The 14,023-nt window shown below is 68.8% G+C and carries 16 protein-coding genes and 1 tRNA gene; 5 read left to right on the top strand and 12 right to left on the bottom strand.

Features of this window, described 5'->3' with window-relative positions:
• Positions 1–41 precede the first annotated feature (41 nt).
• Positions 42–779 carry a competence/damage-inducible protein A gene (locus MKK50_RS02115; protein ID WP_499020059.1) on the top strand — a complete coding sequence of 246 codons (738 nt, stop codon included), beginning with the start codon at positions 42–44 and terminating at the stop codon, positions 777–779.
• 111 nt (positions 780–890) lie between these two features.
• On the top strand, positions 891–1,778 hold the full coding sequence (locus MKK50_RS02110; protein WP_499020058.1) for a formate/nitrite transporter family protein: 888 nt from the start codon (positions 891–893) through the stop codon (positions 1,776–1,778).
• A 107-nt stretch (positions 1,779–1,885) separates the two neighbouring features.
• On the opposite strand, the gene MKK50_RS02105 is transcribed toward MKK50_RS02110, so the two are convergent.
• Both MKK50_RS02105 and MKK50_RS02100 read right to left on the bottom strand, forming a co-directional pair.
• Positions 1,886–3,007 carry a 2'-deoxycytidine 5'-triphosphate deaminase gene (locus tag MKK50_RS02105; protein ID WP_253367795.1) on the bottom strand — a complete coding sequence of 374 codons (1,122 nt, stop codon included), beginning with the start codon at positions 3,005–3,007 and terminating at the stop codon, positions 1,886–1,888.
• A complete protein-coding gene (locus tag MKK50_RS02100) occupies positions 3,004–3,456 on the bottom strand; it encodes a hypothetical protein (RefSeq protein WP_499020055.1) in 453 nt (150 codons plus the stop codon). The genes MKK50_RS02105 and MKK50_RS02100 overlap by 4 nt, the downstream gene beginning before the upstream one ends.
• A 164-nt stretch (positions 3,457–3,620) precedes the next feature.
• Here MKK50_RS02100 and apaG point away from each other — a divergent pair, with 164 nt between their 5' ends.
• From apaG to MKK50_RS02085, 3 genes are read left to right on the top strand one after another with little or no spacing between them, the layout of a single operon-like run.
• Positions 3,621–4,013 (top strand): Co2+/Mg2+ efflux facilitator ApaG/CorD, encoded by a 393-nt coding sequence (apaG, locus tag MKK50_RS02095; protein ID WP_253367797.1) that lies wholly within the window; start codon positions 3,621–3,623, stop codon positions 4,011–4,013.
• Positions 4,010–5,185: an acetylornithine deacetylase gene (argE, locus tag MKK50_RS02090; RefSeq protein ID WP_499020054.1), complete on the top strand. Its 1,176-nt coding sequence runs from the start codon at positions 4,010–4,012 to the stop codon at positions 5,183–5,185. The genes apaG and argE overlap by 4 nt, the downstream gene beginning before the upstream one ends.
• Positions 5,186–5,195: 10 nt before the next feature.
• Complete coding sequence (locus MKK50_RS02085; protein WP_499020053.1) at positions 5,196–6,116, top strand: bestrophin family protein; 921 nt, start codon at positions 5,196–5,198, stop codon at positions 6,114–6,116.
• A 284-nt stretch (positions 6,117–6,400) separates the two neighbouring features.
• On the opposite strand, the gene MKK50_RS02080 is transcribed toward MKK50_RS02085, so the two are convergent.
• The 10 genes from MKK50_RS02080 to MKK50_RS02035 all read right to left on the bottom strand — a co-directional run bounded on the left by MKK50_RS02080 (position 6,401) and on the right by MKK50_RS02035 (position 13,982).
• Positions 6,401–6,784 carry a CsbD family protein gene (locus tag MKK50_RS02080; RefSeq protein WP_499020051.1) on the bottom strand — a complete coding sequence of 128 codons (384 nt, stop codon included), beginning with the start codon at positions 6,782–6,784 and terminating at the stop codon, positions 6,401–6,403.
• A 90-nt stretch (positions 6,785–6,874) separates the two neighbouring features.
• Complete coding sequence (locus tag MKK50_RS02075; protein WP_253367808.1) at positions 6,875–7,078, bottom strand: CsbD family protein; 204 nt, start codon at positions 7,076–7,078, stop codon at positions 6,875–6,877.
• 88 nt (positions 7,079–7,166) lie between these two features.
• Positions 7,167–8,078 (bottom strand): PhnA-like protein, encoded by a 912-nt coding sequence (locus MKK50_RS02070; protein WP_499020049.1) that lies wholly within the window; start codon positions 8,076–8,078, stop codon positions 7,167–7,169.
• A gap of 42 nt (positions 8,079–8,120) precedes the next feature.
• Entirely contained in the window at positions 8,121–8,462 is a 342-nt protein-coding gene (locus tag MKK50_RS02065) for a CsbD family protein (protein ID WP_253367812.1), read from the bottom strand.
• 58 nt (positions 8,463–8,520) lie between these two features.
• A complete protein-coding gene (locus MKK50_RS02060) occupies positions 8,521–8,676 on the bottom strand; it encodes a CsbD family protein (RefSeq protein ID WP_499020047.1) in 156 nt (51 codons plus the stop codon).
• Between the two features lie 95 nt (positions 8,677–8,771).
• On the bottom strand, positions 8,772–10,232 hold the full coding sequence (locus MKK50_RS02055; RefSeq protein ID WP_499020045.1) for a helix-turn-helix transcriptional regulator: 1,461 nt from the start codon (positions 10,230–10,232) through the stop codon (positions 8,772–8,774).
• A 656-nt stretch (positions 10,233–10,888) separates the two neighbouring features.
• A tRNA-Ser gene (locus tag MKK50_RS02050) sits at positions 10,889–10,981 on the bottom strand.
• A gap of 35 nt (positions 10,982–11,016) precedes the next feature.
• Entirely contained in the window at positions 11,017–11,799 is a 783-nt protein-coding gene (locus MKK50_RS02045) for a glycosyltransferase family 2 protein (protein ID WP_499020044.1), read from the bottom strand.
• 60 nt (positions 11,800–11,859) lie between these two features.
• Complete coding sequence (locus MKK50_RS02040; RefSeq protein WP_499020042.1) at positions 11,860–13,389, bottom strand: class I adenylate-forming enzyme family protein; 1,530 nt, start codon at positions 13,387–13,389, stop codon at positions 11,860–11,862.
• An 89-nt stretch (positions 13,390–13,478) separates the two neighbouring features.
• On the bottom strand, positions 13,479–13,982 hold the full coding sequence (locus MKK50_RS02035) for a GNAT family N-acetyltransferase (protein ID WP_499020041.1): 504 nt from the start codon (positions 13,980–13,982) through the stop codon (positions 13,479–13,481).
• Positions 13,983–14,023 lie beyond the last annotated feature (41 nt).

The raw sequence follows: 14,023 nt of genomic DNA, 5'->3' as shown, positions 1-14,023 counted from the left end.
CGCGCCCTAGCTTCCACCCCGATCATCGCCTCCGAGGCCGCATGTCCAAAAGTTCCGACGTCACTGCCGCCATCCTCGTCATCGGCGACGAGATCCTCTCGGGCCGCACCAAGGACAAGAACATCGGCACCATCGCCGAGGTGCTGACCGAGATCGGTGTGGATCTGCGCGAGGTGCGGATCGTCCCGGACGTGAAGGAGGAGATCGCTGCCGCGGTGAACGCGCTGCGGGCGCGCTACACCTATCTCTTCACCTCCGGCGGCATCGGCCCGACCCACGACGACATCACCGCCGATAGCGTGGCGGCGGCCTTCGGCGTCGGCATCGATGTCGATCCGCGAGCCCGCGCCATGCTGCTGGAGCGCCACCGGCCGGAAGACCTCAACGCGGCGCGGCTGCGCATGGCCCGCATCCCCGACGGGGCCGACCTGATCGCCAACCCCGTGTCGAAGGCGCCGGGTTTCCGGCTCGGCAATGTCTTCGTCATGGCCGGCGTGCCGCAGATCATGGCGGCGATGCTCGACGAGATCCGCCCGACGCTGACGGGCAACGCGCCGGTGCTGTCCGAGACGATCGAGGCGGGCGCGATCCCCGAGGGCAATTTCGCCGGCGGCCTCACCGAGATCGCTGCCGCGCATGGCGACGTCTCGATCGGCTCCTACCCGTCGATGACGCCGGAGGGGTTCCGCAACCGTATTGTTGTGCGCGGGCGGGACGCGGATGCGGTGGCGGCGACGCGGGCGGCCGTGGAGGCGTTGCTGGCGGGCCTGCAATCATAGGCACGTCGCTGCCGGGCTCGCTCTCGCGCTCATGAAATAAATTTCTGCGTGGTGGGAGCACGCAAGCGCTGCCGTACGTTAGGCTGCGACGAGACGACCGCCGAGGGCCGCATGTCCCAGGAATCCAGCACGTACGGAGAGCCGAAGCCCCAGGATGAACCCAAGACTCACGGCGCCCACACCCGCGAGAAGGACGACGCCCAGGTCGAGAAGGCTCACCGCCCGGATGCGGTGATCCTGCATGAGATCATCCGGCGCGAGGGCGAGGAGGAGATGCGCCGCACGTGGCTGGCGCTCCTGCTGTCGGGCTTTTCCGCCGGGCTCACCATGGGCTTCTCGCTGATCGTGCCCGGCGTGCTCAAGGGGCATCTGCCGCACGCCCCCTGGGCCGAACTCATCACGAGCATGGGCTACTCGGTCGGATTCCTCATCGTCGTGCTCGGGCGCCAGCAGCTCTTCACCGAGAACACGGTGACGCCGATTTTGCCGCTCCTCACCGAGAGGACGTTCGCGGCCTTGATGCGGGTCGTGCGGCTCTGGAGCATCGTCCTTGTCGCCAACATCCTGGCGACGATCGCCATCGCCTCGGTGTTGGCCCATACCGATGCGTTCAAGCCGGAGGTGCGGGAGGCCTTCGTCGAGATCAGCCGCCACACCATCGAGGACCCGTTCTGGACTACGGTGATCAAGGCGGTGTTCGCGGGCTGGCTGATCGCCCTCATGGTGTGGATCCTGCCAGCCACGGGCTCGGCGGCACCGTTCATCATCATCCTGATGACGTGGCTGGTGTCGATGTGCGGGCTCGCCCACATCGTTGCCGGCTCGGTCGATGCCTATTACCTTGTCGCCACCGGCGAAATCGATTTTTCGAAGTATGTCACCGGGTTCTTCGTCCCGACGCTGCTCGGCAACGTCGTGGGCGGTGTGACATTGGTCTCGGTGCTCAACTTCGGTCAGGTGGCGCCGGATATGGAGGAGCACGAGCGCGTCGGCGCCTGAAGGTTCGAGGGCAGCGCCGGTTTTACGCCTATGTCGCAAGGCAGGGGCATTCGGCAACGTTTTGCCGATGCGCTGGCGCGTCGACGCCCCCGGACGCGGTGGATCGATCAGGCCGCGGGCGGCTCCGGCTCACTGGCGAAATGCTTCGAGAGTTTCAGTCCCTGCGCCTGGTAGTTCGAGCCGGCACCTGCGGCGCCGTAAAGGGTCGCGGGCCGTTCCAGCATGCGCTCGTAGACGAGGCGGCCGACGATCTGGCCGTCTTCCAAGAGGAACGGCACGTCGCGCGAGCGCACTTCGAGCACTGCGCGGGCTCCGGCCCCGCCCGCTTCGCTGAGCCCGAAGCCCGGATCGAAGAAACCCGCATAGTGGACGCGGAACTCGCCGACGAGCGGATCGAACGGCACCATCTCGGCCGCGTGGTCGGCCGGCACCCGCACCGCCTCCTTCGAGGCCAGGATGTAGAACTGGCCCGGATCGAGGATCAGCGTGCGGCTGCCGTCGGCCGGCAGCGGCTCCCAGAAGTCGCGGGTGCGGTGGCCGCGCGGCCGGTCCACATCGATCAAGCCGGTATGGCGCTTGGCCCGGTAGCCGATCAGCCCGTCGAAGCCGGCGAGATCGACCGAGACCGGCACGCCGCCCTGAAGCGAGGGTGATGCGATATCGATCAGCGGGTCGCTGGCGTGGAGCGCGGCGAGTTCCACCTCCCGCAGCCGCGGGTCGCCCTGGCGGAAGCGGATCTGCGACAGGCGCGAGCCCGTCCGGACCCGCACCGGGAAGGTTCGCGGCGAGATTTCGGCGTAGAGCTGGCCGGCATAGCCCGCCTCGATCTGGTCGAAGGCGCTGGCCCGGTCGGTGATGACACGGGTGAACACATCGATACGCCCGGTCGAGCTTTTCGGGTTGGCGCTGGCGCTGAGATCGGGGGGGAGCGCCAGGGTTTCCTGCAACTCGGCGATGTAGACGCAGCCCGTCTCCAGGACGGCGCCCTGCGTCAGGTCGATCTCGTGCAGCGCGAAGGCCTCAACACAGGTCGCGACCGAGCGTCCGCTGCCGGGCAGGAAGCTCGTGCGCACCCGGTAGGCGCGGCTGCCGAGCCGCAGGTCGAGGCTCGCGGGCTGGATCTGGTCGGCGGCGTAGGCTGTCGCGGGGCGGATCGCCCCGGCCTGCGTCAGCGCCGTGATGGCCTGCGCCGGCAGGATACCGGATGCTGCCGGCACGTCTGCGCTCATCGTCCCGTCCCCTCGCCTTTGCGTTTGGCCTCGTCCGCCGCGCGCTCCGCCGCCTCGATCGCGAAGACCATCCGCGCCAGCGCAAGCCGCGCGACGGCGCCCATCGCCACGAGTCCGGCGAGCGCGCTCGCCATCAGCGGAAAAAGCGCGGGCCGCAAGCCGGCCGAGACAGCCGCCACGATCGCGGCAATCCACGCCGCATTCCCGAGCGCGAGCACCGGCGAGGGAAGGCCGCGGATCTCAGTCTCCACGCCCGTCCGCTGTCGAACGGCCCGAGCCGCGATCCGTGCGGCGGTATCGAGGCCGAGCGCCATCACGAGCGCGAGCGCCGGCCACCGGTTCTGAGCCGGGTCCCACCACGCGAAGGCGATGGCGAGAGCGAGCATCAGGAGGGAGCCGAAAGCCGGCCCCGCCGCCAAGGGCGGTCGATCGGGCCGTGCAGCCGTCACGGCTCCCTCGAATTCTCCCCGGTGCGAAGCGTTCGGCACGTGGTCTCCGGCCTCGGCTCACCGTAGGATACCGTGATTGACGAGGTTTCTGGCGCCACGTACCACGGCGCGTCGCAGATGTCGCGATGCGGCCTGCGCGCCGTCCACGGAGATGCTTTCACGCGATGTACAAGGCCGAGACGCGCGGCATCATGGTGACGGTGGAGCCCCGATTCGTCGAGGAGGAATCCTCGCCGGGCGAGAGCCGCTACTTCTTTGCCTACACGGTCGAGATCGTGAACAACGGCAGCGAACAGGTGCAGCTGCGCTCGCGCCACTGGCGGATCATCGACGGACGTGGCGCTTGCCAGGAGGTGCGCGGCGCGGGCGTCGTCGGCAAGCAGCCGGTTCTCGAGCCCGGCGAGTCGTTCAGCTACACCAGCGGCTGCCCCCTCACCACGCCGGACGGCCTGATGGCCGGCAGCTACACGATGTCCACGGTCGGCGGGGAGAGCTTCGAGGCGGAGATCCCGGCCTTCTCGCTGGATTCGCCCCATCTGCGCCGCGTCGTCCATTGACGACGCCGGCCGGCGGTACCCGCCTGACACCGCTGGAGCTTCTGGAGCGGCTCGTCGCGTTCGACACGGAGAGTTCTAAGTCAAACCTCGCGCTGATCGACTTCGTGGCCGGCTATCTCGATGGCTGGGGCGTGCCCCATATCCGGGTGCCGAACGCGGAGGGCGACAAGGCCGCGCTGTTCGCCACCCTTGGGCCGATGACCGACGGCGGCGTCGTGCTCTCCGGCCATACCGACGTGGTGCCGGTGACGGGGCAGGCCTGGACCTCCGATCCGTTCCGCCTCCGCGTCGCCGACGGACGGGCCTACGGCCGCGGCGCCGTGGACATGAAGGGGTTCGACGCCCTCGCGCTCGCAATGGTGCCGGCGGCGCTGGAAGCCGGGCTGACACGGCCGATCCACATCCTGCTCTCCTACGACGAGGAGACCACCTGCCTGGGTGTCGCCGACACCATCGCCCGCTTCGGCGCGGACCTGCCGCGGCCGGGCGCCGTGATCGTCGGCGAGCCGACGGAGATGCAGGTCGCGGACGCACACAAGAGCGTGGTGACCTACAACACCACGGTGCACGGCCACGCGGCCCATTCGGCCAAGCCCGGGCTCGGCGCCAATGCGGTGATGGCGGCCGCCGACCTCATCGCCGAATTGAACCGCATCGCCGACGCGATGGTCGTTCGCGGCGACGCCTCCGGCCGGTTCGACCCGCCGAATACCACTGTCCATGTCGGCGTGATCGAGGGCGGCACCGCCCGCAACATCCTGCCGAAGCTCTGCACCTTCCTCTGGGAGTTCCGCGGATTGCCCGATCTCGACATGGCCGAGATCCCCGCCCTGTTCACAAGGGCCTGCGAACGGGTGACCCGCGAACGTCTCAACCGCTACGGCGAATTCGGGCGCATCGCGACGGTCGAGGAGGTCTCCGTGCCGGGGCTCGCGCCCGATCCGGGCTCGGAGGCCGAGCGGCTGGCTCTGCGGCTCGCCGGCCGAAATGCGACGATCACCGTGCCCTACGCCACCGAGGCCGGGCGCTTCCAGCGGACCGGCATCACCACCGTGGTGTGCGGGCCGGGTTCAATCGATCAGGCGCATCAGCCCGACGAGTTCATCACCCTCGACGAACTCGCCCGTGGCGAGGCCTTCATGCGCCGGCTGGTCGCGGCCTGCGCCGGCTGAGACACACGCCATGATCGTCCGCCCCCGCCCCGGCCTGCTGACGATCCTGTTCGCCATGCGCGGCTCGATCCTGCCGAAGGTCGCGCCTCAGGTTATCGTGATCGCCGCGCTCTCCTTTCTCGTGGTGGCGATCGAGCAGCGGCACCCGGCTTGGTTTCCGATCACGGCCGGCATCGGCCCCTTCACCTTGGTCGGGCTCGCGCTCTCGATCTTCCTGAGCTTTCGCAACGGCGCCTGCTACGATCGCTGGTGGGAGGCGCGGCGGGCGTGGGGCAGCCTGATCGTCGAGTTGCGCGGCCTCGCGCGGCTCCTGCCGGCGCTGCTGCCGGAACCTGAATACGAGGCCCTGCGCCGCCGTTGCCTGCGCAGAGGGGCCGGCTTCGCCCATGCCCTGCACGCCCGCCTGCGCGGGCTCGACGAAGCCAACGCGCTCGCCCCCTGGCTGACCTCGGAAGAACTTTCGACCCTCGGGCAAAGGCCGAGCGGGGCCGACGCGGCGCTGACGGGACTGACGCGGGATCTCGCCGGGGCTGCGAAAGCCGGGGCGCTGAGCGACGTGCTGTTCGTGAGCCTGGAGCACAAGATCGCCAGCCTCTCCGCGATCCAGGCGACCTGCGAGCGCATTCACGGCACGCCGCTGCCCTTCGCCTACACGCTGCTGCTGTATCGGACCGCCTGGCTCTACTGCCTACTGCTGCCGTTCGGGCTCGCCGGCTCGCTCGGCTGGTCCACCCCGATCGTCGCCGCGCTCGTGGCCTATGCGTTCTTCGGCCTCGACGCGCTCGGCGACGAGCTGGAGGAGCCGTTCGGCACAGACGCCAACGACCTGCCCCTCGACACCCTGCTGCACACCGCCGATGCGGCGATCCTCGATGCCTTGGGCGAGATCGGACGCGAGGCACCGAAGGCCGACCGGTTCATGCTGCGATAGCCGCACGTCCCCAGGGTAGGTCGCCCGTGGGACGGTCGCTGGACTGAGGGTTTTATCGGGGGCCGGCCCATGGGAACGACCGGGGCCGAATGACCGGCCAAGGTCGCGGCACGGGCGAACTCGACCAGTCAGGGTTTCTCCTCCTGTTCCGGAGGCTCAGCGCCTATGACGCGTCGGAGTCGTAGCCCGGCCGGTGAGCCGGCGGCTGACGAAGGCGATGACCCTCGGCAGAACGAGGGCGGTGAGAAGCTTGCGGATCATGGTTGTCTCCCGAGTTGCGGCGTTCAGCGCGACGGACGTGCGAGCCAGCCCAGCGTGAAGGCGGCGGCGGCGATGCCGAGCAGGGTCGAGGTGCGGTTGGCATCGGCGTAGCGGACGGCCCGGCGACCGTAATCCCGGCCGCGGCGGCGGGCCTCGCCGGCATGACGGCGCCCGTCCTGAATCAGGTCGTCGGCCCGCTCGCGTGCGGAGTGGGCGAGGTGTTCGCCGTCGCGGGCGAGATCTTCGATGCGGTCGCGGGCGCTGCCGTAGGCGTACTGCGCTCCTCCGGCCACCTGATTCGCGGCACCGCGCACTTGGCGGACCGGATCACCGGTGACGCCGCCGAGCGCGGTCTGGGCGCGGCCCTTGATGTGACGGGACGCGCCGCGGAACTGATCGCGGTTCATGGCTCTCTCCGAATGACGGGTGGGAAGGGCGAAAGGGGGAAAGGGGCGGGGCCGGCTCGGCCGGCCCCGCCTAGGGATCGACCCCCGGGATCAGTGCTTGCCGGTGACCTTGTCGGCGAGGTTCTTGGCACCGTCCTTGACGTCGCCGACCGTCTTCTGAGCCTCGCCCTTCAACTCCTGGGCCTTGCCCTCGGCGACGAGCTTGTCGTTACCGGTGACGTTGCCGATGCCCTGCTTGACGTTGCCGGTCGCCTCGTTGGCCAGGCCCTTGATCTTGTCGGTCGTGCTGCTCATCGGATGCTCTCCTTTTGGCGGTAGGGGTTCACCGGCAGCGCCGGTCGTTGGGGGCTCCCGCCGGTGGCGGGAGCCGAGGGGAGGGTGATCAGACGCGGCGAGCGTCGTAGGCGCCGACGAAGGTCGCGGGCTTCGGAGCGCCGATGCGTCCGCCGAAGAAGGCAGCGAGTGCGCCGAGGATCAGCGCCAGGGCCGCGTAAAAGGCGCCCTGAGTGGCGGCGGACTTGGCGGCGACGGCGGCGGCTTCGGCCTTCTGCTTGGCCGTGGCGACGGCCTGCTCGTACTGCTTCTCGTAACCGTCGATCTGCGCCTTGGCTTGGTCGGGCGCGATGCCCTGCGCCTTGGCGAGTGCGTCGGCGGCACGGGCTTTGGCCTGCTCCTTCTGGGCCGGGTCGCCCGACAGGACGGCGCGGACCGCCGCGACGGCCGCATCACGGGCGGCTTGCGGGTCCTGGCCGGCGGCCTGCTCGCGAACCTTCTGCTCGATGCCGTCGAGCGGGTTGGAGATCTTCGACAGCGAGGGGGCCGCGGCCTGGGCCGCGGTCTGCACCGTGCCGCCGACGAGGTTGCCGGCGCCGCCGAGCGCGCCCGAAACCGTGCCGAGCGCACCGCCGACGAGGCCGCTCGCAGCCGAGGTGATGAGGTACAGAACCACCAGCGTGGTCACCGCCCAGGCGACGAGGCCGTGCAGGGCGGCCACGCCGGGCAGCGGCTTGCCGGAGAGGCGGCCGGCGATGAGACCGCCAGCGAGCGAAGCGACGATGCCGGAGACCACGAACCACAGTCCCGCACCGAGCGAGAAGGTGGAGGCGGCGGGATTGTCGGCGGCGTTGGTGCCGACGGAGGCCAAGCCGACGCCTACCCCGACGAGGTTCAGGACGACCTGGGTCACGAGGGCGGTGACGGCGCCGGCGAAGATGGCGCCCCAGGACACCTCGTTGAGCAGCACGGCCCGCGTGTCGCCGGCGGCGACGGGGGAAAGGCCTGTAGTTGTGGTCACGCAATTACTCCGGTGGTCAGAGAAGTCGGAAGAAGGGAGGTGTCAGAGCCGGCTGACGAGAAGGCCCAGGCCGAAGCCGACGGCGGCGGCAATGAGAAGCGAGGTGCCCGGCGCTTCGGAGACGTACCCGCCGACATCGCGGGATCCGTCGCGCAGGTAGCGGCGGCCCTGGCTGTAGGCGTCCTCGGCGTATTCGGAGACCTCGTCGGCGGCGTGCCGGACAGCGTCCTTGGCCTGACCGTAGAGGTTCTCGGCGGAGCCTTGCGCTTCGCGGAAGCGGCCCTCGGCGGAGTCGTTCTTCGAGCCGGTCAGGTCGCCGACCGCGCCCTGAAGCTTGCCGCCGATTTCCTTCGCGGCTCCCGTGATCCTATCCGTATCGACCATGTCATTCTCCTTGTGTTGTTGATGAGCCGGCACGCGGATGTGCCGGATGACCTTCGCGTCATTCGCCGTGCGGTGCCGCCTTGGACGGCTGCACTTGGCGCTTCTGCGCCTTGCCCTCGGCTTCGATGCGGGCATCACCCGTCAACTTGCCGATGGCTTCCTTGACCAAAGCCTTGGCTTCAGTGGTGGATCTCGATTTCACGCGGTCGGTCACGGGCACCTCGCGAGTGATTGGGAAAAACCCCATCGACTAGAGATGTCTGCTCGCGCCCGACGATCAATAGTATCGACGTACCGGTAGATCGGTTTTTATGTACCGGAGGCATGAAGCGGGAAGCCGTTCTCGCGTCCCCAGATCACGGCCTCCGCCCGTTTGTGGACGCCGAGCTTGCGGTAGAGGGCGGCACCGTGGTTCCGGACGGTGTTGCGGGAAAGGTTGAGGCGCTTGGCGATGGCGTCATCATCGAGGCCGGTGCAGATCAGGTTCAGGATCTGACGCTCGCGCAGGGTGAGGATCGGGCTCGCACCATCGCGGTCGTGGCCGCTGGGCTGGCGCAGGTTGGCAAGCTTTTCGATGAGCCCGCGGCTGAACCAGGAGGTGTCGGCCATCACCGCCTCGATCGCCTCGAACAGTTCGCGCTCGCCGCGCTTACGCTCGGTGATGTCCTGCAGGACGAGCAAAGCGAAGGTCTCCTCGCCGATCTCGACGCGCTCGGCGGAGACGAGGCAATCGAGTTCCGATCCGTCCTGATGACGCAGGCACACCTCCTGCCCGGGGACGAAACCGGTGCGCCCGACCGCTTCCTCGAACCGCTCGCGGGCTGTCTGCGCAAGCCACAGCCCGGTCTCGGACAGTGAGCGCCCGACCACGCTTTCGCTGCCGTAGCCGAACACACGGGTGAACGCGTCGTTGATGCCGGTTACCGTGAAGCCATCCAGGCGCGCCAGCAGCGTCGGCACCGGAGTCAACCGGAACGCCGTGGCGAAGCGCTCCTCGCTTTGCCGGAGCGCGGTCTCGGCCTTCCGGCGAAGTTCGAGGTCGGCGAAGGTGAACAGCATGCAGGGCTCTTCGCCCATCTCGATGGGCTGGCCCGCGACGATGACGAAACGCGAACCGCCATCGGGCAGCTCGAGGCAGGCTTCCATCTGCGGGATGGTGCCGCCCTCGTTCAGGCGCGAAACGGCCAAGTCGCGGTTGCGGGCACCGGCCAGCACATCGACTTCGTAGACGCTGCGCCCGATCACGGCGTCACGGACATGGCCGGTCATTTCCAGGAAGCCCGCGTTCACCTTGACGTGGCGCAGATCGGACAACCGGGTGATGATTGCGGGCGCCGGGTTTGCGTTGAAGGTCTTCTCGAAGCGGTCCTCGGCCTCGAACTGATCCGACACGTCCTTGAGGATCAGGGCGAGGCAACTCGGCTTGCCGTCGCGGTCGGTGGCGACCAGGCTTCGGAGCGAATGAACGAAGTACATGTCCGGGCGGCCGGGCTGCCGGACCTCGACAACGACATCGTGGAAGCGTTCGCCTGCGACTACCCGTTCGATCGGATAAGGCTCGGGTGCCCGATTGTTGCGGTAGCGCAGGGCAAATCGCTCACGGTAGGCGTCGACGGTCGCGCCGAGGGCGTCGAGGGTGTCGACGTCGTGCATGGAAAGCGCGGCCTCGTTGGCGTAGGCGATGGTCTGGTCAGGCTCGACCAGGATCACGCCTTCGCTCAGGCCGGCGATGATCTGCCGGAGTTCATGCCTGTCGACATCCGCCGTCACGCCCGCGTCGCTCCCTCTCGCACCCAACTGCCAAGTCAGCAGTGGTGCTCAAACAGATTGCGCGCAAAGCGGTTCCGAACTGAATCTAGTAATTTGAGATCATGCCACTGATCCGTGTGGACAGTGCTCCTGGTTCAGGCCGACGTCTGGCGCCAGACCCTGGTGCCGCGAGCACCTCCGCCGAACCGCCCGTCCAAGCGCAGTCCGGATGCACCGACCGTATGATCCTGCCCCATCGAGTCGGTCCACGCCGAGCACCGGTTCTTTGGGCATCTCGAACCGTGAGGGAGGGCGGATGCCATACCTCGCAAACGCGGCCTGAACGAAAAGACCGCCTTCGCCTTGCAGCAGCTTAAGCGTGCCGACCAGCCTCGCCGAATGCGAAAGTCTGAACGAGGGCTGTCGCCGCCTCATGAGCGAAGTCACGGCACGGGATCTGCCGATCCGATTGCAGCACCGCAGCAATCCGGAGCATCCCAGCTCGAAGTCGGATGGCGGAGCACATCTGCGAGGCGCTCGGCGACGTTCCGTCGGTCCCGCGCAGCCATCGCCCAGACTTTTCCGCAGCGGCGTTCCGCGGGACAAATCGGTGACGAACCGATTTTAGGCGCAAACCCGTCCGCTACTCATCAACATGTTTTGCGGGCTGGTAGGGATGGCGGAGACGGAGGGATTCGAACCCTCGATACCCTTATTAGGGGTATGCTCATTTAGCAAACGAGTGCCTTCAGCCTCTCGGCCACGTCTCCACTGCGCTTGGCTGTAGAAGCTCCGGCGGGACGGGTCAACCCGGTCGGCGCGGGGTTGTGACACGGCGCTCGTAATGCTTGGCCACGCGCAGATGGCGCGAGATCGCGTAGTTCATGGCCGTGAGGAAGCCGTAGGCGCCGCGCACGAAGTGGCGCCGGCCGAAATAGGCCTTCAGGAAGTTGCCCGGCAGTTCCACGTAGAGGCGCCAAGCCGGGATCGTGACGCCGCGGGCGTCGAGGTCGTCGGCCTGCTGGTCGGAATAGCGGTTGAGCTTGGCGAGCTGGTCACCCAGCGAGCGCACCGAGAAATGGTGGATGCGCCCTTTGATCCGCCCCGTGGTGACGCCGGGCCCGAGTACCACCCGATCGTGGACCGGGGAGGTGGAGTAGGTGCTCAAGTCCCGCCGGTAGAGCCGCACGGGGGTCAGCACGTAGGCCCAGGGGTGGGGCCGTGTCTCGCCCGGAAAAATCTCGGCGATGGCGATGGACCATGCGGCATGAGCGGGCTCGCCGTGGGCGAAGACGGCGCGGATCTGGTCGGCGAGATCGGGCGGCACCACCTCGTCGGCGTCGAGATTGAGCACCCAAGCGTGACGGCACTGGCTTTCCGCGAAGCGCTTCTGCCGGCCGTAGCCCGGCCAGTCGTTGTGGATCACCCGAGCGCCCAGCGAGGCCGCGAGCGCCTGTGTCCCGTCGGTCGAGCCGGAATCGACCACGACGATGTCGTCGGCGAGATCACGCACCGCCGCGAGGGTTGCGCCGATGCGGTCGGCCTCGTTCTTGACGATGATGAAGACGGAGAACGGAAGCGGGGCCATGGGTCTCGATACGTGCGGCGCCAACGCTGTACCGGCCGGATTTCGCGCGAACAAGCGCGGCTATCCGGCGGCCTCCGCCAGACGCTTGCGCTGAACCTTGCCGTTGGCGGTGCGGGGCAGCGCCTCGACGAAGCGGATGGCGCGCGGTGCCTTATAGGCGGCCAGCCGCTCGCCGCACCACGCAATGAGCCCGTCGGCGTCGGGCTCGGCGCCGGGGCGCAGAACCACGAAGGCGGCGATGACCCGCAGATCCGCGCGGACGGCCAGTTCCGTCACACCGACCTCGGCGATATCGGGATGGACCGCCAGCACGCCCTCCACCTCGACGGGCGAGACACGGTAGCCCATGGCGTTCATCAGGTCGTCGTTGCGGCCGTGGAACCAGAGGTAGCCGTCGGCATCGAAGCTCGCGAGGTCGCCGCCGGCAAACCATTCGCCGCGTAGTACCGCCGCCTCTTCCTCCGGCCGCTGCCAGTAACCGAGCATCAGGCCGGGATCGGAGCGGTGGATCGCCAGCAGGCCGGTCTCGCCCGGCGGCAGCGGTTCGGGCGGTCCGTCGGCGGGCAGGATCGCGACGTGGCGACCCGGTTGAGGTCGGCCGGGCGAACCGGGGCGAACGGGGATGGTCGGGCCGCTCGACACGTAGGTCGAGATCTCGCTCATGCCGAGCGCCTCGTAAAGAGGCTTGCCCGTGGCCTCCGTCCAGGCGTCGAGGAGGTCGGCCGAGAGCGCCTCGCCGGCGGTGACGCCGTGGCGCAGGCGAGCGAGATCGTGCTCGGCGAGGTCGGCGTATTTGAGGATCTGACGGTAGACGCTCGGCACCGCTGCGAAGATCGTCGCGCCCTGCTCGGCGATCAGGCGGGGCCAGATCCCGCGGTCGCGGGGGCCATTATAGAGCACCGTCGTCGCGCCACAGGCCCAGGGGTCGGTGATGCCGACGCCCAGCGTGTAGGTCCAATTCATGGTGCCGGCGTGCAGCATCACGTCGGATTCGGTGAGGCCGAGCCAATGCGCATGCATCGGTCGGCGGCCCCAGACGGCGCGGTGGGCGTGGAGCACGCCTTTCGGGCGGCTCGTGGTGCCGGAGGTGTAGACGAGGGTCGCCGCATCGTCGGCGGCGGTGTCGGCGTAGTCGGCGAGCGGCTCGCCCGCCTTCATCGCCGCGATTGTCTTGGAGTCGAGCGGGATGCAATTCGTCGGCGGCGTGCCAGAGAATCCTTCGCCGGTCACCACGGTGGCGACGCCGGCATTCTCCATCAGGAAGGCGGCTTCGTCGGCCGTCAGTTGCGGCGAGGAGGGAAGGGCGACGAGCCCGGCGGCGAGCGCACCGAAGTAGACCAGCACGTAGTCGGCCTCGTTGCCCATGCGGATCATCACCCGGTCGCCGGCCTTGAGCCCGAGGCCGAGCAGCCCCGCCGCGATGCCGCGCACCGCCCGGTCGGCTTGCGCATAGGTGAGGCGGCTGACGGTGCCGCCGTCACCGACCATGACGAGGGCCGTCTTGTCGCCGCGCAGGCGAGCGTTTTCCGCGAGGCAGTAGCGGGCGGCGTTGAAGTGGAGTGGGGGCTGGCGGTCGTCGATGCTCGGCACTGCGGGCGTTTCCGGTGATCTTCGTGTTGGCCCTGGTGTCCGATCCTCGATCCCGGCGGTCAAGCGCGGCCTTGTCGTCGCGAGCCGCGCTATCCGCGCGGCGACCGGATCGTGCCGGAGAGGCCAGCGCTCGCCCCGTCCCTGAGTTCGAGCCAGAGGAAGCGCGCGGGATCGACCGGCCCCGGCAGGGTGAGCCGGCCCGCGGGCACGGGCTGGAAGCCGAAGCGGCGGTAATAGGGCGCATCGCCGACGAGGACGACGAGACCGTGGCCGGCCATGCGGGCGGCGTCGAGGCTTGTCTGCATCAGGCTCGTGCCGATGCCGCGGTCGGAAAAGCTCGGATCGACGGTGAGCGGCCCGAGCACGAGGAGCGATCCGCCTTGCGTTTCGGCGGGGCCGATCCGCACCGAGCCGACGAGATAGGTGCCGACGAGCGCCGTCAGGCAGAGATCGGGCAGGGGGGCTGCGCCCTCGCGCAGGCGGTAGGCGGTGCGGGCGAAACGGCCGGGGCCGAAGGCGCGGGCGTGAAGCCGCTCGATCGCCGCGGCGTCGTCCGGGTGCTCGGGTCGGATGACGAGGGGGAGGGCGGTCACGGGTGGCGTCCGGCGAGCGAGGTCTGCCCGGCCGATAGCAG

Source organism: Methylobacterium sp. J-043 (genome assembly GCF_022829505.1).
Taxonomy (GTDB): domain Bacteria; phylum Pseudomonadota; class Alphaproteobacteria; order Rhizobiales; family Beijerinckiaceae; genus Methylobacterium; species Methylobacterium extorquens_A.
The sequence above is the reverse complement of the archived record's forward strand: the minus strand, read 5'-3'. Positions and strand labels throughout refer to the sequence as shown.

Bases quoted from the DNA above. Each gene is read 5' to 3' on its own strand.
- MKK50_RS02115 (WP_499020059.1), top strand. From the start codon at position 42: ATGTCCAAAAGTTCCGACGTCACTGCCGCCATCCTCGTCATCGGCGAC.
- MKK50_RS02110 (WP_499020058.1), top strand. From the start codon at position 891: ATGTCCCAGGAATCCAGCACGTACGGAGAGCCGAAGCCCCAGGATGAA.
- MKK50_RS02105 (WP_253367795.1), bottom strand. From the start codon at position 3,007: ATGAGCGCAGACGTGCCGGCAGCATCCGGTATCCTGCCGGCGCAGGCC.
- apaG (WP_253367797.1), top strand. From the start codon at position 3,621: ATGTACAAGGCCGAGACGCGCGGCATCATGGTGACGGTGGAGCCCCGA.
- MKK50_RS02085 (WP_499020053.1), top strand. From the start codon at position 5,196: ATGATCGTCCGCCCCCGCCCCGGCCTGCTGACGATCCTGTTCGCCATG.
- MKK50_RS02080 (WP_499020051.1), bottom strand. From the start codon at position 6,784: ATGAACCGCGATCAGTTCCGCGGCGCGTCCCGTCACATCAAGGGCCGC.
- MKK50_RS02075 (WP_253367808.1), bottom strand. From the start codon at position 7,078: ATGAGCAGCACGACCGACAAGATCAAGGGCCTGGCCAACGAGGCGACC.
- MKK50_RS02065 (WP_253367812.1), bottom strand. From the start codon at position 8,462: ATGGTCGATACGGATAGGATCACGGGAGCCGCGAAGGAAATCGGCGGC.
- MKK50_RS02045 (WP_499020044.1), bottom strand. From the start codon at position 11,799: ATGGCCCCGCTTCCGTTCTCCGTCTTCATCATCGTCAAGAACGAGGCC.